Source organism: Chryseobacterium sp. NFX27, assembly GCF_049887855.1.
Lineage (GTDB): Bacteria > Bacteroidota > Bacteroidia > Flavobacteriales > Weeksellaceae > Chryseobacterium.
On record NZ_JAGEKK010000002.1, the window covers coordinates 1 to 17,608 of the forward strand.

The 17,608-nt window shown below is 36.8% G+C and carries 20 protein-coding genes; 16 read left to right on the forward strand and 4 right to left on the reverse strand.

Going from position 1 to position 17,608, the window contains the following annotated elements:
- Window positions 1-116 precede the first annotated feature (116 nt).
- From J4Q03_RS02555 to J4Q03_RS02565, 3 genes are all read left to right on the forward strand, one after another.
- Window positions 117-335 (forward strand): aldo/keto reductase, encoded by a 219-nt coding sequence (locus tag J4Q03_RS02555; protein WP_426046654.1) that lies wholly within the window; start codon window positions 117-119, stop codon window positions 333-335.
- Between the two features lie 295 nt (window positions 336-630).
- The gene (locus J4Q03_RS02560; RefSeq protein WP_426046964.1) at window positions 631-1,362 is read left to right on the forward strand and encodes a helix-turn-helix domain-containing protein; all 732 of its coding nucleotides are present in this window, start codon (window positions 631-633) and stop codon (window positions 1,360-1,362) included.
- A 24-nt stretch (window positions 1,363-1,386) separates the two neighbouring features.
- The gene (locus J4Q03_RS02565; protein WP_426046655.1) at window positions 1,387-1,767 is read left to right on the forward strand and encodes a VOC family protein; all 381 of its coding nucleotides are present in this window, start codon (window positions 1,387-1,389) and stop codon (window positions 1,765-1,767) included.
- 349 nt (window positions 1,768-2,116) lie between these two features.
- On the opposite strand, the gene J4Q03_RS02570 is transcribed toward J4Q03_RS02565, so the two are convergent.
- Window positions 2,117-2,293, reverse strand: a complete 177-nt coding sequence (locus J4Q03_RS02570; RefSeq protein WP_426046656.1) for a hypothetical protein — start codon at window positions 2,291-2,293, stop codon at window positions 2,117-2,119.
- Between the two features lie 435 nt (window positions 2,294-2,728).
- Here J4Q03_RS02570 and J4Q03_RS02575 point away from each other — a divergent pair, with 435 nt between their 5' ends.
- The 5 genes from J4Q03_RS02575 (at window position 2,729) to J4Q03_RS02595 (ending at window position 6,988) form a co-directional block, all read left to right on the forward strand.
- Entirely contained in the window at window positions 2,729-4,297 is a 1,569-nt protein-coding gene (locus tag J4Q03_RS02575) for a helix-turn-helix domain-containing protein (protein ID WP_426046657.1), read from the forward strand.
- Window positions 4,298-4,509: 212 nt separating this feature from the next.
- Window positions 4,510-5,562 (forward strand): hypothetical protein, encoded by a 1,053-nt coding sequence (locus J4Q03_RS02580; protein ID WP_426046658.1) that lies wholly within the window; start codon window positions 4,510-4,512, stop codon window positions 5,560-5,562.
- Between the two features lie 417 nt (window positions 5,563-5,979).
- Window positions 5,980-6,144, forward strand: coding sequence for a hypothetical protein (locus J4Q03_RS02585; protein WP_426046659.1), 165 nt, complete (start codon window positions 5,980-5,982; stop codon window positions 6,142-6,144).
- A 200-nt stretch (window positions 6,145-6,344) separates the two neighbouring features.
- The gene (locus J4Q03_RS02590) at window positions 6,345-6,635 is read left to right on the forward strand and encodes a hypothetical protein (protein ID WP_426046660.1); all 291 of its coding nucleotides are present in this window, start codon (window positions 6,345-6,347) and stop codon (window positions 6,633-6,635) included.
- A gap of 20 nt (window positions 6,636-6,655) precedes the next feature.
- Window positions 6,656-6,988 carry a helix-turn-helix domain-containing protein gene (locus J4Q03_RS02595; RefSeq protein ID WP_426046661.1) on the forward strand — a complete coding sequence of 111 codons (333 nt, stop codon included), beginning with the start codon at window positions 6,656-6,658 and terminating at the stop codon, window positions 6,986-6,988.
- 140 nt (window positions 6,989-7,128) lie between these two features.
- Here J4Q03_RS02595 and J4Q03_RS02600 read toward each other — a convergent pair whose 3' ends face one another.
- Window positions 7,129-7,944: a hypothetical protein gene (locus tag J4Q03_RS02600; RefSeq protein ID WP_426046662.1), complete on the reverse strand. Its 816-nt coding sequence runs from the start codon at window positions 7,942-7,944 to the stop codon at window positions 7,129-7,131.
- 136 nt (window positions 7,945-8,080) lie between these two features.
- Window positions 8,081-8,263 (reverse strand): hypothetical protein, encoded by a 183-nt coding sequence (locus tag J4Q03_RS02605; protein WP_426046663.1) that lies wholly within the window; start codon window positions 8,261-8,263, stop codon window positions 8,081-8,083.
- A 934-nt stretch (window positions 8,264-9,197) separates the two neighbouring features.
- Between J4Q03_RS02605 and J4Q03_RS02610 the strand changes: the two genes are divergently transcribed.
- From J4Q03_RS02610 to J4Q03_RS02620, 3 genes are read left to right on the forward strand one after another with little or no spacing between them, the layout of a single operon-like run.
- Window positions 9,198-10,250 (forward strand): hypothetical protein, encoded by a 1,053-nt coding sequence (locus tag J4Q03_RS02610; protein WP_426046664.1) that lies wholly within the window; start codon window positions 9,198-9,200, stop codon window positions 10,248-10,250.
- A 9-nt stretch (window positions 10,251-10,259) separates the two neighbouring features.
- The gene (locus J4Q03_RS02615; protein WP_426046665.1) at window positions 10,260-11,297 is read left to right on the forward strand and encodes a hypothetical protein; all 1,038 of its coding nucleotides are present in this window, start codon (window positions 10,260-10,262) and stop codon (window positions 11,295-11,297) included.
- Between the two features lie 10 nt (window positions 11,298-11,307).
- Window positions 11,308-12,366, forward strand: coding sequence for a hypothetical protein (locus tag J4Q03_RS02620; protein ID WP_426046666.1), 1,059 nt, complete (start codon window positions 11,308-11,310; stop codon window positions 12,364-12,366).
- A 509-nt stretch (window positions 12,367-12,875) separates the two neighbouring features.
- Here J4Q03_RS02620 and J4Q03_RS02625 read toward each other — a convergent pair.
- Complete coding sequence (locus J4Q03_RS02625; RefSeq protein ID WP_426046667.1) at window positions 12,876-13,052, reverse strand: hypothetical protein; 177 nt, start codon at window positions 13,050-13,052, stop codon at window positions 12,876-12,878.
- Between the two features lie 615 nt (window positions 13,053-13,667).
- Here J4Q03_RS02625 and J4Q03_RS02630 point away from each other — a divergent pair.
- From J4Q03_RS02630 to J4Q03_RS02650, 5 genes are all read left to right on the forward strand, one after another.
- Window positions 13,668-15,134, forward strand: coding sequence for a T9SS type A sorting domain-containing protein (locus J4Q03_RS02630; RefSeq protein WP_426046668.1), 1,467 nt, complete (start codon window positions 13,668-13,670; stop codon window positions 15,132-15,134).
- A gap of 344 nt (window positions 15,135-15,478) precedes the next feature.
- Window positions 15,479-15,670, forward strand: coding sequence for a DUF3606 domain-containing protein (locus J4Q03_RS02635; RefSeq protein ID WP_426046669.1), 192 nt, complete (start codon window positions 15,479-15,481; stop codon window positions 15,668-15,670).
- Between the two features lie 83 nt (window positions 15,671-15,753).
- Window positions 15,754-16,299 carry a hypothetical protein gene (locus tag J4Q03_RS02640; protein WP_426046670.1) on the forward strand — a complete coding sequence of 182 codons (546 nt, stop codon included), beginning with the start codon at window positions 15,754-15,756 and terminating at the stop codon, window positions 16,297-16,299.
- Window positions 16,300-16,321: 22 nt separating this feature from the next.
- Window positions 16,322-16,870 carry a putative glycolipid-binding domain-containing protein gene (locus J4Q03_RS02645; RefSeq protein ID WP_426046671.1) on the forward strand — a complete coding sequence of 183 codons (549 nt, stop codon included), beginning with the start codon at window positions 16,322-16,324 and terminating at the stop codon, window positions 16,868-16,870.
- A 303-nt stretch (window positions 16,871-17,173) separates the two neighbouring features.
- Window positions 17,174-17,536: a nuclear transport factor 2 family protein gene (locus J4Q03_RS02650; RefSeq protein ID WP_426046672.1), complete on the forward strand. Its 363-nt coding sequence runs from the start codon at window positions 17,174-17,176 to the stop codon at window positions 17,534-17,536.
- Window positions 17,537-17,608: the final 72 nt, after the last annotated feature.

A 17,608-nucleotide genomic window follows, 5' to 3' on the forward strand; every position in this document is an offset into this window, starting at 1 on the left:
ACTCAGAGAAGGCATTCGGCTTTAGGGAATTTAACCATAAAAGAGTATCAAAATTTAATGTCTAATCTATCTAAAAATGTAGCATAAAGAGTATATAAATTTTGTCTCAAAAATAGTTGCAAGTTCAATTGGTTCTTGCCTGGTTGTTAGCACAGGGAGATGATATTATTCCGATTCCGGGTACAAAGAAACAAAAATATATAGAACAGAATATCCAGGCCATTGATGTTAAATTGTCAGGGGAAGACCTTAGCACCATTATAGATATTGTTAATGAATATCCAAATACCGGAGAAAGGTACGGTATAGACTCACTGAAACTAATAAATGGCTGATTCAACTTTGAGCCAGTTAAGCCATTTAGGTAAAGATTTCTCATACGATAGAATTTACTCTTTTTACCAACGACTTGATTTTTCCTTGGGGATTCATTTGTTGTGGCGTATATTTATAGTGATTCTGTAAAGTTCCCGGAAAGATGCTGGTGAATCTTTTGCAATTTTATTAAATATTGGTAATTGACAAATTTTTAAATTTGTTATGGGATGAATTCAATGTAAGGACTGCAAACCATCATCGTTGCCATGTTAATAATTTTATCTTTTGAAAACTGAGTTGGAATACATATCATTGCTGCCACCAGTAAGCTTGCACTATATCATAGAAAGTATTTGGATGGTAAAAAATCATTCTGAAAAGAGTGTGGAAGGAATCATACTTCCCGACGGGAAGATTGATCTTTTCCTTTTTTTGGATAATGGTTCGAATTTCGAAATATTCATAGGTGGAATATGCAATGAACCAATAGTAAAACATCCTTTTCCCAAATCTACAATGTTTGCCGTAAGTTTTTACCCGACAGCAGCAGAATTCATATTTAAACGTTCCTTTGCTACCTCCGTTAATGAAAAAATTAACGTGGCGTCGGGTTTTATGGGATTCAGCAGAGGGGACATGAACGATTTTGAAGCCTTTTACAAGAAAACATGCCATACTGTTCAGCTGCTTATGCTTGCTGAGCAAATTGATAGTCGTAAAATAAAGCTATTTGATCTGATCAGTAGTTCAAAGGGACAAATTAAAGTTGGAGCGCTCGCAACAGAACTTGGATGGAGTAGCAGGGAGATCAACAGATATTTTAAAAAGTGGTTTGGGATAAGCTTGAAAAACTATATTGATATCATAAAGTTCTGCAATTCACTTAAAGACATAAAAACTGGAAATTTTTATCCCGAACTAGATTATTCAGACCAATCCCACTTTATTAGAGCAGTCAAGAAATTTTCTGGATCCAAACCTACTGTTTTACGAAAAAATGATAATGACCGATTTATCCAATTGACAACCCTGTACGTTGATTAATTTTGTGTTATTAAACAAAAAAATATGGAATTAAATCACATTAATTTGGTTGTAAAGGATGTAGATACAGCTATTAAGCTTTTCTCTGAGTATCTGGGCTTTGAACTGATTACCAATCGCAACAGTAAGATGGCTGTTCTGCAAAATAACAAAACATTTGCGTTGGTCATTTGGGGACAAGTGATGAATAATGAAGAAAACTTACCCGAATATCCAGCTAACTTCCATATTGGATTTTATCAGGAGGATGAAAACGAGGTCAGCCAAATCTTTGAAAAGATCAGAACTGAACAGTATATCAGACTGGATGGCCAGCCGAAAAAAATGCGTAATACCTTTGGATTTTACTTTTATTTTGAGAATCTCATGATTGAGATCAGTGTAAATCCCTTTTATACTTTCTGACTCATAAGTTACTCTGTTTCTTAAGAACTTTTTTATAGAAAAATGCATGTGCATAATATCCGATGGATAAATTTGTACGGTTTGCAGTTGGGCCAATAAGCAGCAAAGGACAATAATGACGTTGTTGAACGTGTAGACAATTGGTTGGAACGACACAGGGATAGTGCAGGTGTAGATAAATTTAATACAAGATAAATTTAGACTCTAGCCAAACTATTATCATCTTATGGAAAATAGTAAACATTTACGGCTAAAATACCTTCTGATGTGCTGTCCCAGTGCCTCTATGGCTAGGTTTTACCTGTAATTGGCACTATGAATAAGGGCGAAAGTATTTTCGTGATTATTATCAATTTAAAAGATAATATAGAAATTCACCGAAGCTTTTTCCACCTAAAAAAATAAATAAGGCAGATAGAGCAATCATTAGAATTGCAAATGTTTTATTGGTCCTGGATTTTTCTGCTAAAAAAGGGATAACGTCCTTTGTTTTTATTTTTTCAAATTCACCGATTATATTTTTCATAAGATTCTGTTTTTATTAAAAATATCTCAAAGCTACAAAATTTACATGACAGAAGTTGTTTCATGACTTCATTTAGCGGCAGCACTTTGCATTCAGATGATAAACAATATTTTAACGAATGAAAGACCGGTCTTCAGGTTATCCAAAATAGTTAACATTATCAATATTTTTGAAAATGATCTAATTTTTAGTATTTATTTAGTTAAAAAAACTATAATTTTGCAAAAATTTACAAATTATTACCCATGATAATGATAAAATAATCTAATCCAGGATTGAATCCGTATTCTTAATGTAAAAAAAATGATCCAAATCTTAATACATAATTTACTTAATGGCTATCAAAGATAATTGAGTATTTATCTACCTTCCACTATCCTATTGATCATATCATTAACACAATCTTGCTTATCTACATTTTAATAGACATAACCAATGAAAAAGAGATTTTTCCTTCCACTTCTTATTGCCTGTATACCCGCTAACGCTCAGGATTTAGCAAACTTTAATAAAATATACACTAAAACCTATTTAGAAACTGCCAATACAGATTTTAAAAAGGCTCTCTATATTGCCGATTCTTTATACAAAACTTCGGAAACACCAACCCTGCAGACTAAAAGTCTGATGCTTTCTGCAACTTTATACAGGGATGCAAAAGATCTGAAAAAGGCAGTATGGTATGCCGAAAAAGCAGAAGGAATTATTAAAAATACAGAGAATATAAACTGGAAAGCCAGAACCTCTCTTTTTTTAGCAAGTCAGTATCGGGCATTGAAACTTTACGGACGGTCTAAAAAATATGCTGAAGAAACGTTGGAGGCAGGGAAAATGATTAAGGATACTTTAATTGCACACAACATTCAGGGCCTGATTTTACAGGAAATGGCCTGTTACGAGATGGACAGGAAACAACATCAAAAATCTATTCAGTATGTTCAGCAATCACAGCTTCATTTCAATAATATCAAAAAAGATAAGGATTTTTTTGCCGCTGATAATGAACATCTTCTAGGCTCTAATTATTACAGCCTCAAGAATGTTGATGCCTCACTGTTCCACTATAAAAAGGCATTGGAATTGGCCAAGAATATTCCGGAAAGCAAGCTTATGGGGCAAATATATGACGGTCTGGCCAATGCATATTTAGAAAAAAATGACCTGATTAAAGCAAAAGAATATGTTGATCTGGCTCAGAATGTAGCTGATAAAGGCCAATATTTCGGTTTAAAAAATGATGTTTATAATACGATTGAGAAATACTATTTAAAAACCAGAAATATTGAAAAATTAAAAGATGTTGCAGAAAAACAAGATACGATAGAAGAAAAAATAACCTCGGAAACACGTGAGTTTATTGATGAATCTTATACTAATCTTGACAAAAAAATAGTAAAGGCAGAGCAGAAAAGCACCCTGAAAAATTACCTCATCTTAATGACCGGATTCCTTGTGATCCTTATCCTTGTTTTATATATAAGATCTAAAATACAGCAAAGGAAAAATATTGAAAAATTTAAACAAATATTAAGAAAATCTAATGAAAAAATCCGGCTCGCTGGTTCCGTTGCCTCAAAAGAAGCTATAGCTGTATTGCCGGTACAAAATAATGAAATTCCTGTTTTGATGACATCAGAAACGGAAGAAAAGCTGCTGGCAAAATTGAATAAATTTGAGAAATCGAATCTTTTCAACAATAAAAATATTTCACTTCCCTTTTTAGCGGGGCGCTTTGAAACCAATACCAAGTATCTTTCTTATGTTATCAATACCCATAAAGAAAAAGATTTCAATAATTATATTAATGAACTAAGGATTAATTATATCATTGAAAAGTTAAAAAATGAGCCTCAGTACCGGAAATATAAAATGGCTTCTTTAGCCGATGAAGTTGGGTTTTCATCACACAGTAAATTTAGTAAAGTGTTTAAAAAAGTAACGTCTTTATCTCCATCTTTATTTATAAAATACATTGACGAAGAAAATCTTGAAGAAAAGATTTAAATATAGTATAATCAATAATTTACCACCTCTATACACCTTGTTTTTTTCGGGAAAAAGACAAGGTGTTTTCTTTTATCCCAGCAATGGGTGAGCTATTTTTGTTCGACAATTAGCAAACAAGCACTTTTAATGTTCAGCTGGAATAAGTGGCTATTGTATGCATTAAGCTTTATCCCATCTCCTAAACACTTTTAACTAATTCAGAATAAAAAATGAAAAAACTAGTATTGCCTTTTTTAATTCCTTGCGGAATTTTTGCGCAAGTCGGTATTAATACTTCTATGCCTGCTGCAACTTTGGAGATCGCCGCAAAAAATGCAACAGGAATAACAACAGCAGTAGACGGCATGTTGATTCCAAGGATCGACAGACAAAGAGCCCAAAATATGACCGCAATCCCAGTATCCACGCTTATTTATATTAATGACACATCAACCGGGGCACAAACAGGGAATGCCATTAATATTGATAATACTGGTTTTTATTTTTTCAATGGAACAGCCTGGGTAAAAGTCAATGCCAATATCTACAATTCGGATGGTGCTCTTACAGAAAACAGAACGGTGACGCAAACAGATCACACTCTTGCTTTCAACGGGACATCCACCAATGCCTTCTCGGTAAACGGAGCCACTTTCTCTGTGGATGCAGCCAATAACAGAGTGGGAATAGGAACCAGCGTTCCAACGGCAAAAATGGAAATTGCATCTGGTGCAGACGGATCTTCAGGATTGAAATTTACCAATATAAACAATACCACTCCACCTACATCAAATACTTCACCGCTTGGAATTGATGCCAGTGGTAATGTGGTGGTACAAAGCTCAGTTACCACCTCATTCAGATCCTTTAATATTAATGCAACAACTCCTACGAGCTCTTCTGTAGCCATTGGTTCTTTAGAATTTCGATATCCATCTACTACCTGCACAAATACGGATTCCTACCTCCAGATAAGAACAACAACAGGAACCAATAATACAGGGATTATCCACGGTATATACAGAACGGCACAGAATGGCTCCGGATTTATTAATAGTGTGCCTTTAACCATAACTCCAACATTTGCAAATATAGGAGCCGGAATACCGAGTAATCCCAATCCAGCTTTGATCCCCATCAATTGTACGCAGGATGGCCATGCACAGTTTACATTTTTCTCTTATGTAGATAAAACTTTTTACAGACTAAGTTTTCATATAGCAGATGGAGACGGACTTGGTTTTGGTGCATTAGGATATATTTTTGTGGAGCTTCAAAGATGATAGTATTCTTATGAAGATAGATAACACAACAGCTGGTTATATTAAGCCAAACAGGTATACATCAGCTGTTGAAGCTTCTGTTTATAGATGAATAACTGATTCCCATCCTACAAAAAGTACTAATATATGTTTAAGCAGGCTCAATTGAATTAAACCATTAAATGGTAACCCTCATCATTTTTCATTCTACTTTGCGATTCAGAAATACAACTGATTTTTGACTATGCAGAATATCCCCTCTATTCTTTCTGCAAGTTATCCATGGCCGGTTTTTTCGGCCATGTTTATGTTCTTTATTTTATCTTAAAGAGTTTTTTTTATCAAAGTATAAAAATTAATCTCCCAGTTGCCTTAGCATGCATACCATTGTTATTTCCCCAAACCGGTGCGGGTACAAGCAACCCAAATGAGCCCACGATGGAGAGGCAGAAATACGGATGGCAACAGACCGAAGGACATAATGCTCCAAGACTTATAGTAGATCAGATCAAAACCGGAGATATACAGTATATGATGGATCAAAAAGGGAATAATAGACCTATCCGCCTCTTCTGCTTGCAGGGAAACAGCCATTTCAGGTAAACAAATACTGCTTTTTAAAATTTACAATAAAAAATAATTTCTTAAAACAAAAGAGTTCTATGCCACCCAATTATAAGAATATACACATCGGTAGCCTTATTGAAAAAAGAGTATTGGAATGCAATATACAAGTATCCCGCATATGCAATTTTTTTGACTGTGTTGAAAAAGATGTCGACGAAATGTATAAACAAAAGGATATGGATACAAGTTTTCTCCTAAAATGGTGCAAATTACTGAAATATGATTTTTTCCGCATCTATACTCAGCATTTGCTGCTTTTTTCGCCCCCTTCATCACCTCATAAGAAAGAACAGGACCGAAAATCTGAGCTTCCTCAGTTTCGCAAGAACATTTACACCAAAATAATGATTGAATTTATTCTGGAGCTGATCAGTACAGGACAAAAAACAAAGAAGCAGATCATTGACGAATATCAGATTCCCAAAACTACACTCTACAAATGGATCAGCAAATACAAAAAAAATTGATAAAATCTAAAATCATTTCATTGGAAAAACAATTTAAGCCGGACTATATAAAAATATATACAGATCTTATTGAGCTAAAATATCCTGAAAAAAAATGTAAATGCCAAACAATACTGTCAAAGGATAGTCTTTCATCACTGGATGTTATTAATCTTGAAAAAATTCTTTTTAAAACTATAGAAAAAGAATTTGATAACTTTAATCAGGCACACCGATCATACAATGAAAAAGCAATTCTGGAAATATTAGAATATCAGGATAAAAACAGGCTTAACAATAGTCAGGCAGCCCGGCATTTTAAGCTCAGCAGGAATACTCTTGCCCGTTGGAAGAAAATATATAAGCTTTTTTAAATGCTGCACAAAATGACTCAACCAGCATTTTCACAACAAAAGCACCTGATCGTCAGGTGCTTGTTTTTATTATTCGGGTCTGCATTGTCATTCTCTTAAATGATCTGTTTTTAAGATAATAACTTTAATGCTTTGGTACATTATCTTATTCTTTCAAGATTGAGAAGATACATTCCATTTCCCGCTGTTGGATTGGTTACTGAGGCCACCATTGTCAGAAAAATTCTATAATTTTCACCAGTGCCTGTGCATACCTGATAGTTGATAAATTCGCCACCACTGGCACCTCCCCTGTAGAATTGGGTATAGGCTGTAGATAAACTTACAATTTCAGTATCCCCCATGTTAATCCCACTGGTAGCAACCTGAAATCCCGCTATACTTGAATTAGGAATTGGTGCACCTATGTTACTTCTCAACAAAATACTTCCCTCGCTCGCAGTGCCATTGTGCCTCACACAGAGACTTCCAAGACAGGTTTCACTTGCCGCAGATCCAGCTGGTGTATTAGGAGTATAAGAGTTTACCTGTACAACCGCAGCACCTGTACTGCCTTGTACCGCCACGCATCCCCAATTGGGAGAAGCAGGGGTACCAATATTGGTCTGCAGACATTTGTTGGTAGTTGAATAAATCATTAGTCCCGTTGCCGGTAAGGCAATTGCATCCCTTTGGGTATTAGTCATCCGTGGAGGAAGAAACCCCTTGCTGGTTGTGCTAACTTCCACAGAAGAAGAGGAATCCGGTGCAATAGTCCCCACACCTAGACGCCCTTCAGGAGTTATTATTACATCATTTGCCTGTTGATTGGCCGTCGGAATTCCGGAAACAGGATTATCTTTTGCACCATCAATATGGAAAGAACCTTGCGGGTTTGAAGTCTGAATACCCACCTGACCTGTTACCACCGCATTCCCTGCAATCAGAAACATTAAAAGGAGAACGTTGTTTTTCATAATAATCTTAAATTAATTATACTTATTTATATGAAGTTGAGCTTTTTATATGCTGCGAAAACAGATTTATAAATATTTCAATGACGGGGAACCAGAAACAATGAAAGAGAATTTAGTAGTGGTTATATTATGTTATTTATGAGCCGGAGAAATATAGTAACAGATTTGGGATAATTAATTCTTGACGGCTTATTGGTTTCTCTGAGTCATATCTAATATGTAACGTGGCCTGCGGATTAGCATTATTAATTCCTACTTGCGCTTTGTTGAGCATTTCTGCACCTGAAAAAATCAGAATGGAATAAGTCTGTAATTTCATTTCGAAAGATTTTCTCGCTAAAGACCACAAAAGTAGTTTTCATCATGTTATACAGAAAGATAACAGATGGTCATTTTCTGGAAAACGACAACCTGTTTTATAACCTCAGTAATTTGATTTCCAAATTATTACCAAAAAAAAATTCTCTTTTTATAGACCAAGATGAAGATTTTGTTCATTTCAGTATGAAGTCCAGATTTCCCCGATAGGCAATTCAGCAAAGCAGGTAGGAAAGAAACTTTCTTTATCCCTTTTGTCAAAATATCTGCGTAAAAACTCAAAATAAGTATTTTAACTGCTTTATTATCGGCATTTAACTCTATTTGCACTTTGTCTTTTTTCAGGAAAAGGGCCAAGCATTTTCTTGTTTTATCACAACAGTAGGATTAATATTGTAAAGCAAAAGATGAATAGACCGGCTTAACTCTAAATAGAATGTTTTGCAATATTAAAGTTCGTAACGTTTCTCATCCTATTAAAATCAATTATATAAAATCAAAAAATAAACATCTATAATTAATTTTCCCACATTGGTCTAAAAACACAGGTGATTTGTCACAATGCGGTATCCTTCAGATCAACATTCCTTTCTTAGATATATGCTGTCTTTGTTATCATTAAAATTCACTTTAAACTAACTTTTATCTTTTGTAAAAGTGCTTCTTATAAAATTCGTTTTTCTCGTAGCAATACACTGCTATATAATCGTTTACATATCTATTATGTTTTATCATTTTCCCGAAAAAGACAAGATATATCCTTTTTACCAGCTATAGACTAATGTACTTTTGTTCATCTTTTATTTTATCCAAACACTAAGCAACTTTAAATAATGAACAAAAACGTTTCGCTATTATGTATTATTTACCCTTGTCTGTTCTCTAAGATAATAGAACAATTACAGAAATAATATACATAAAACTAACATTAAGGCATGAAAAAATTATTGATCACTTCAGGAATCCTTACTGCATCCTTAGTCTCTGCTCAAATAGGAATCAATACAGATAAGCCCAATGCGGCTTTAGATATTGTATCGGATAAAAGCGGGATTTTAATTCCCAGAATGACCGCCGCCCAAATAGAACAAATCAATGTTCCAACCGAAGGTGAGCTTATTTTCAGTACAACGAATGCCGGCAGTATAGTCAATACTATCGGATTTTGGTATTTTGACGGCACCATCTGGAACCCTATTACTGCCAATAACTCAATAGGTGAGAATATTTATAATTCTGACGGCATCCTTACCGGCAATAGAATTGTCACTCTTGACAATTTTGATATGAATATTGGGCCCGGTAAACTGTTTATATCCGGAAGTACAGGTAATATTGGAGTTAATACTGATCTTCCAACAGAAAAATTAGACGTTAACGGAGGAATGAGAATCCGCAGCCTCCCTAAGGGAAATGTAATCACCAATGGAGAAGGTGTATTATCTTTTGATACCGGGCTGATTAATCATTATGGGGATATCCAATATTCCTATACTTCCACAGATCATGAAGGCTGGTATTTACTTAATGGCAGAGCACTTTCTACATTACCGGCAAATGTTCAATCAAGAGCAACAGCTCTTGGAATTGCAGGAAGCCTCCCTAATGCTACAGGAAGGTATATTAAACAAGGTACTCCGGGAACACTAAGCGGAGCAACAAGCGTAGTTATTTCCCGGGCTAATTTACCAAATTTTGTTTTTAGCGGAAATACAACAACTTTGTATCATACTCATCCACTGGTAAGCCCGGGCGCAGCTCAGGTAAGAGGAACGGATATTCTACAAACCGTTAATGGTAATGCCAATTCATGGCAGCTGGCGGGAGGGGCAATAGTGGGCTCAATACTTTCTAACGGAACCTATACAAGTTCAGCATCGGGAGCACACAATCACACCGTCACTATACCTACCGGAGGAACGGGAACCGGTGTTGTACTGGCTCCCGATTACATACAGTTTAATTACTTTATTTATTTAGGAATTTAAAATTCAATTATGTTTAGTACAACTTCTATTAAAATAATATCCATATTCAATCTTCTTTTTTTCCTTCCGGTCAGTGCACAGCGTGTTGGCCTTGGGACAGCCAATCCCAATGCAGCATTGGATATCAGCTCCACTACCCAGGGAATACTCATCCCCAGAATGACGGCTCTGCAGGCAGAAGCCATTACAGGTCCCGTCACAGGAGAACTGGTGTATGTCATTACAAACAATGGCACTGTTATTAATAAAACTGGTTTCTGGTATTATGACAACAGTGTATGGCGCCCCCTTGGAGGAGGTACCCAACCAGTTATCAACATTTATAATAATAGTGGTACTCTGGCTTCCGCCCGTACTGTAACAATGAACGGCCACAATTTGTCATTTGATACAGATAGGCTTTCGATTCACTCCATGGAACAGAAAATAGGAATAGGCAACAGTACTCCTGCTTACACAGTAGATGTAAATGGAGATATACGTGTCAGAAATCTTACAGGTGGAAATATAAAAGCCCTTTCAGATGGAACTTTATCTATTGGCCCTAAAGTAGCTTACGGCACCGTTAAAGAATCTCTACGCTCAAATGACCATAACGGCTGGTATAAACTTGACGGCAGGGCTGTAAATACACTCCCTGCCACGGCACAAAGCAATGCTTCAGCAATAGGACTTGGTGCTACCCTGATAAATACCAATGGCAGGCTTATGAAACAAGGAGCACCATTCATTGCAGGAGGCTCTGATACAACGACACTCACCAGAGCTAACCTACCTAATGTTAATTTAACAGGAGTAACATCGACATCAACAGCTCATACGCATTCTTTAACGGCTGGCGGATACAATTTTGCACAGAATGCCGCCGGTAATGCTTATGTCTTTAGAGCAGGAAGGGGAACAGTATCCGGAACAACTGCGATAACCTTGCCCGCTTCCGGCGCCCACACCCATACCGGCACTGTTAATACGGGGGGAAGCGGAATTCCGCTTACTATTGTACCACAAAATATATCATACAGCTACTTTATTTACTTAGGACAATAAAATTAAATCAATGACAAGAATAATTATACTATTTATTTTCTCTTTAGGACTCTCTATACCTTCCCTGGCACAAAAGCCATTAATAGGGATAGGAACTGCTAGTCCCCAAGCTGTATTGGATATAGTTTCTATCAATAACGGAATCCTGATTCCCCGTCAAACAGCTATTCAGATCGAAAGCATACAAAATCCTGATGAATCAGAACTGGCTTATTCACTAACAGATAATGGAATGAGAATCACCAGAAAGGGGTTTTGGTATTTTCATTCAGGAACCTGGTTTCCTCTAACAGGGGACGGGAGTAATCATGAAAATATTTATACTGTAAACGGAACTTTAACATCCAACCGACAAGTGAACCAGGATGGAAAACAGCTTAATATAGGTCCGGGGCTGCTTTATCTGGATGGAGCCTCCTCCGCTATGGGAGTGCTTACCACTTCTCCCACTCAGACAATTGATGTGGATGGTAGTGTCAGAATTCAAACCTTGAACAAGGTAGCTGGTGTTATATCCAATGCTCAGGGTGTGCTTATGAATACTTTGGATTTTTTTGATGTAGGAGATGTAAAACCTTCATTTGTTACAGCTGACCATGATGGATGGTATCTGCTGGACGGAAGAGATATAACAACACTTCCGCAAACAGCTCAAAATAATGCATCAAGTATATTAGGGATAACCACAGTGCTGCCCAATGCGGCAGGTCGCTATTCTATGGGGACTACTGCAGCTACCGGTGCTGTTTCAGGAAGCAGTACAGCAACTCTTACCAGAGCCAATCTGCCCAATGTAAACCTCAGCTATACAACAGATGCGGAAGCAGGACACTCCCATACAATGACCTACCAAAGGATCCGAGCTACCACTTCGTTTGGTGGCGGAAATAATATCCATGTATACTGGCTCGCAGGAGCGGTTGTTGGAGGTGGAGGTCTCTATAGTATAAATTCTACCTCAGTAGGCCATAACCATACCTATACAGTGAGCACCGGAGGAACAGCAACTCCTATAAACATCCAGCCGGCAGCATTAAATGCTAATTATTTTGTTTATTTAGGTCAATAATCATGAATACTTCAAAATTTTCACCGCAAATTCGACACAAACTTCTGAGTATTTTTAAATTACGGCAATTCGTATAAGCAAAAAATCCTGCCATTCATTGAATGGCAGGATTTATTTTTTGTTACTAAAGATTTTCTTTACACCTCGCGGAGAGAGTATCACCTTGCAGCAACTTGCCGGACTTAGCCAATTCATTAATGTTCCCTCTTTCAAAAAGATTAAGGGTAGATTTTAAAATTAACTTATAATTTGGGTTTTAGTCCTTATTTTAACCGTCTTACAGAAACTTGCGTGATCGGACCAGAACCTGTCGAGCCAGAGCTTGAATATTTTAGTGTATAATCTTGCGTGTTTATAGCTCTAAAAGAATAGGTATTTGCGGCCTGCATCGGAATCGAAGTAATTAAGGTATAGGTTTGTAACCCGCCAGTCGGAGCTGCATACGTGTCATTTACTCTGGCTACCCACAATCCCGTATTATTATTCCATATACCAATAACCGGTGAAGTTCAGTTGGCAGTGGAAATCTGTACATTCATATTCACCTGATAAATCCCGTCGGCAGAAACTTTAAAGGAATTAGTTGCAGCCGTTCCCGTATAAAGATTTTCGTTATTGATAATTTCATTATTGAGATTACCAATAGGATTAGCTACCGTAGCACCCGGAAAGCCAGCAGCTGTCATATCAGCAGTCATTTGAACAGTAATTTCCTGTGCTACTGAAAACTGCCCATTGCTAAGCTTTGTGGAGTTAGCGCCTCAACAATAACTAAACTAAAAGAACCCCAAGGTTATAATGTTCCCATGTCTATAATTTATAGTATATGTAGGCACGAACGATATACATTAGAAGGGTTTTTCAAAAAGTTTGAACAAGCAAAAGGAATCAATATTCCAGATTAACCTGACGAGAGTTGGGAGCTACATTTTTTTTATAAAGAATTTAGTGACACTATTTCCAACATAACCAATACGATTCTACACAACAGTTATAAAGCAGTGTAAAATTTTATTTTATAATACCTCAACAAATAATCTGTCAACAGGCTCTTAAAATGTCAATAATATTTGCTCGTTCGAGCTACTTTTCATAAAATAGGTTAATATATGGCTAAAACACCCGATGACCCCCAATCTTCGGGTGTTTTGTTTATATGGTATACTTTCTTTTTCGACTGTTCTTTTGACAAATAGGGATTTTCCAGTTTTTATCAGTTACAAATATTATATATGACCTTTCGGTGAATAATTTGATAATTTGTATTAAATTTATTGTCACTAAACCTAAATACTAATACTATGAAAACCTATCTATTTATGTACTGCCTCAGGGCAGCAGTCCTTTGTATTTTATTTATTTTTCTCTCGAACACATACAATGCACAGGGTAAAACATATGCAAATAGTCAAACAGTGGCTACCCAAGGTGTGTGTGCCTGTGAGATTACTTCACCGAATGATGCAGTAGGAAGTAATGAAGATGATTTTTCGACCCTAAAAATCAACCTAGGCGTAGCAGCAACCATGGAACAGACCCTACATTTCCCATCGACCGTTTCCTTTTCCAAACTTGTTGTTGGCATTGGGAACAGCAGTTCACCACTATCTGTTCAGCTTTTAAAAGGTATTACGGTTGAAACGATGAACGGGGGTGCCCCGAATGGAGATGTACAAACAATAGATGGCAACTTACTCAAACTAGGAGCTCAAGGTGCTAATAGAGCAACCATTGAAATAAACACAAAAAAGTATTATAATGCTGTCAAAATTAAGTTAAATGGAGGGCTCCTTAATCTGAATGACGGCTTGAGGATTTATTATGCCCACCAGGTTCCAGATGTATTTGCATCTGCCTGCACAGCGCTACCATTTAGACCGACTGCTTATTATCCCTTCAATGAAAATCTTACCAATATTCTTCCCGGTTACAACTTTGCAAGTGTAGGCGCAGTGCCGCCCTTCTTCGCTGATATGATCTGTAATAAGGGGCTTACAGCTTCTGGGTCTCCTAGCACTATAAAAGTTAAGGATACCCAATCGCCTCAAGCTGATGGTTATACAATTTCCTTCTGGGCAAAGACAGCATCGGCACAAAACGGCAATCCCCCTCCTTCGATTACTATTGATGCATTTGCTATGACATCGCGTATCCTTCCTGATGCCATAAAACTTAATCTTACACCGCCAACGTTTGGGCTTACACCATCGCTAGGTGATAATCTGGAAGCACCGAGTATTAACACACAATTTGACCACTATGTCATCAGATATAGCAAAAATACGGATGCCCAGCGGGCCATTATTTTTAAAAATGGGCAACACACCGGTGTCAATTTGCTCTGGGGAGGCTTTGATACACTCCATGCTTTTCATACAGATATTAACATTACTTTGGACAGAGCGCAGATTGATGAGTTTATTATTTATAATAAAGCTCTTACTGCCGAAGAAATGGAAGTATTATTTAAAGTCTATCCTGCTCCTCAAAATATCCCTACGGGATCATTTGGCAAAACAACCGATTCGGATGAAATATTCACAATTTCTCCAAATCCAACATCCGGTCAAATCAATATAGGTCGAAACATAACCTACTCAGATGCATTAGTTTCTGTTAAAAGCCTTTCAGGCAAGGAAGTATTCAGATCGAAATTAAGATCTCATACTTTCGATCTCCCTTCAAACCTTGCTGGCGGAATTTATGTGGTATTGCTTCAGACCACTGATAAAAAAATCTATACAGGTAAGGTTATATTGACACGATAAAGAACGGCAAAAAAAAGCATATAAAGATGGTCGCTTCAGTTAATGAAGCGACCATCTTTTTTGAGGTCTGTGTGGAGGAAGATAGAACTCAGATTCACCTTAGCGGAATTTCGTTTGCCAATTTCTTTTTTTTAGCGCTATTGCCGCATTTGAATTTTGGTAAGATTTAATCCAGTTTTGAATACGTAAGAATGAGTACAAAAGAAAAATTTCTCGTATAACCTGACTGTTGACGAAAGAAAACAATCGAATTCAGGTTTATTGCTGTTCTACCATAAAATCAATGTAATGAAACGGTGTGACTTTTGTAAAATATAAATCATAACCCACTTAAATCTAATATCATGGCAGATAACAAAACAAATAAAGGTCATCAAGATCGTAACAAAGTGAGTGGTTCTGAAAATTACGAAATCCAATACTTCAAAGACAAAATGGGCGTCAGTTCTCAGGCTGTCGCTGGAGCAATGCGTGCAACAGGATCTAATGACCGGAAAACCTTGGAGGCATATCTAAAGAAACGTCACGGTAAATAGGTTTAATAATAAACTGATCCGCCCTGCCTCACAGTTTAATGAAGGGTGGATATAATGCACTCTTTAATTGTAAAACTAGAGGTATGGCAAAAAAGAAAACAACCCTGCCGGACAAAAAGAATAACTCAGAGGCTGTTGAAGTCAATGAAGATCAAGTTATCGAAGCCGCACAAGTCACCAAAAGCATCCTTGATGATATGGGAGTGGAGAGTTATTGCAAAACCAGTGGTTCTACCGGATTACATATTTATATCCCGCTTGGGAACAAATATACCTATGAGCAGTCCAAAGAATTTGCGCGAGTGATTGTGACCTTGGTGCATAATGAGCTTCCTGACTTTACGAGTATTGAACGTGCTATTAAAGACCGAAAGGGTAAGATGTACTTAGACTTCTTGCAGAATCGTCCGCATGCGACGATTGCAGCAGCTTATTCAGTAAGACCGAAGCCTGGTGCTACTGTTTCTATGCCACTGCATTGGGATGAGGTGAAAAAGGGATTAAAAATTAGTGATTTCCATATCCGAAAAGCTATTGAGCGGATGAACGATGAAGGAGATATTTTTAAACCAGTACTTGGAAAGGGCATTGATTTGAAAAAAGCCATCGAAAAGTATGCTGGGAAATAAGAATAATTGAAGGGTTTTGAACATGAATTTAATAGTATGGCGTGGTTTGTTATATAAATGGCGGGAACATTGCGAGATTGAGAAACCAGCTGGTAGGCTTGCTGTTAAGTCAATCGTCGCTGGAACTTATCAAGGTAGGATTTATGACGTGAGTTATGTCTTAAAAATAAATCCGGATTGGTGTGTGCAGGAATTTGAGATAAAAACTGAAATTGACGGAGCCACAGTGATACTTGGAAAAAAGGAAGGGGAGGAGTGGATAATTAACGATACCCAGAGGCCTGAATTCCAGGGTTTACGGTATATAGATATTTCTGTAACTCCCTTTACAAATAGCCTTCCTATTAACAATCTGCATATGAAAATTGGTGAACAGCGGGATATTGATGTTCTTTATATAGACATTCTAGGAAATGAGCTTAAAGCAGTTAAGCAACGGTATTCACGTACCTCCAAGGATCATTACTTATATGAAAACTGTGATTCAGATTTCTCTTCGACTATTCAGGTAGATTCAAAAGGCATCATAAAGAGTTACCCGAGCTTATTTGAAGTTGTTGTTGAAAAGTGAAGAAAATATGTAAAACAACCTGAGAACCTCCCTAAGACTTTAAGAGGAAATATTAAAGAATCCCAGTAAGGTTTTTACATAAGCCTCTATGTAAAACATGGATCCGCTACCGCTAAACGTTTATATTAGAATTCTCTCGTAAATTATTATTTTTTTTAATTGATTTAAAGGTGAAAAATGAGGCTGGAGGTACACTGTCAGAATTAATGGAAGGCGTTGGTTTGTTATAGTAACTAATTTTGAGTTGAATAGTAGATCCATAATACTCATATGCTTATATTTGTTATCAAAGAAGCTTAAATAATGAAACCAAGAGAACTCTTAGAGCAGTGGATTAAACTTTTCAACGCGGGAAACGCAGAAGAAATTGCTGAATTATATCATGGGGATGCGATCAACCATCAGGTGGCTAATCAACCGATAGAGGGGAAAGCGGCAATACGAGAAATGTTTGCTGCTGAATTCGGTAACGCTGAAATGACGTGCATTCCTGAGAATATCTTCGAAGACGGAGATTGGGCAATATTGGAATGGAAAGACCCTCTGGGTTTAAGAGGATGTGGATTTTTTAATATTGTAGATGGCAAAATAAAATTTCAACGCGGGTATTGGGACAAGCTTTCATTCTTAAGAATGCACAATCTCCCCATTCCAACCGAGGGATAATTAAAACTCCAATCAAAGATTAAGCAGATGTAAATACTCTGCATTTTTGTGGAAGTGTCGGCAGCAGTATAC

Excerpts from the sequence above, each read along its gene's own strand:
- J4Q03_RS02565 (WP_426046655.1), top strand. The coding sequence starts at position 1,387 with ATGGAATTAAATCACATTAATTTGGTTGTAAAGGATGTAGATACAGCT.
- J4Q03_RS02570 (WP_426046656.1), bottom strand. The coding sequence starts at position 2,293 with ATGAAAAATATAATCGGTGAATTTGAAAAAATAAAAACAAAGGACGTT.
- J4Q03_RS02575 (WP_426046657.1), top strand. The coding sequence starts at position 2,729 with ATGAAAAAGAGATTTTTCCTTCCACTTCTTATTGCCTGTATACCCGCT.
- J4Q03_RS02580 (WP_426046658.1), top strand. The coding sequence starts at position 4,510 with ATGAAAAAACTAGTATTGCCTTTTTTAATTCCTTGCGGAATTTTTGCG.
- J4Q03_RS02585 (WP_426046659.1), top strand. The coding sequence starts at position 5,980 with ATGGAGAGGCAGAAATACGGATGGCAACAGACCGAAGGACATAATGCT.
- J4Q03_RS02590 (WP_426046660.1), top strand. The coding sequence starts at position 6,345 with ATGGATACAAGTTTTCTCCTAAAATGGTGCAAATTACTGAAATATGAT.
- J4Q03_RS02600 (WP_426046662.1), bottom strand. The coding sequence starts at position 7,944 with ATGAAAAACAACGTTCTCCTTTTAATGTTTCTGATTGCAGGGAATGCG.
- J4Q03_RS02605 (WP_426046663.1), bottom strand. The coding sequence starts at position 8,263 with ATGAAATTACAGACTTATTCCATTCTGATTTTTTCAGGTGCAGAAATG.
- J4Q03_RS02610 (WP_426046664.1), top strand. The coding sequence starts at position 9,198 with ATGAAAAAATTATTGATCACTTCAGGAATCCTTACTGCATCCTTAGTC.
- J4Q03_RS02615 (WP_426046665.1), top strand. The coding sequence starts at position 10,260 with ATGTTTAGTACAACTTCTATTAAAATAATATCCATATTCAATCTTCTT.
- J4Q03_RS02620 (WP_426046666.1), top strand. The coding sequence starts at position 11,308 with ATGACAAGAATAATTATACTATTTATTTTCTCTTTAGGACTCTCTATA.
- J4Q03_RS02625 (WP_426046667.1), bottom strand. The coding sequence starts at position 13,052 with ATGACAGCTGCTGGCTTTCCGGGTGCTACGGTAGCTAATCCTATTGGT.
- J4Q03_RS02630 (WP_426046668.1), top strand. The coding sequence starts at position 13,668 with ATGAAAACCTATCTATTTATGTACTGCCTCAGGGCAGCAGTCCTTTGT.
- J4Q03_RS02635 (WP_426046669.1), top strand. The coding sequence starts at position 15,479 with ATGGCAGATAACAAAACAAATAAAGGTCATCAAGATCGTAACAAAGTG.
- J4Q03_RS02640 (WP_426046670.1), top strand. The coding sequence starts at position 15,754 with ATGGCAAAAAAGAAAACAACCCTGCCGGACAAAAAGAATAACTCAGAG.
- J4Q03_RS02645 (WP_426046671.1), top strand. The coding sequence starts at position 16,322 with ATGAATTTAATAGTATGGCGTGGTTTGTTATATAAATGGCGGGAACAT.
- J4Q03_RS02650 (WP_426046672.1), top strand. The coding sequence starts at position 17,174 with ATGAAACCAAGAGAACTCTTAGAGCAGTGGATTAAACTTTTCAACGCG.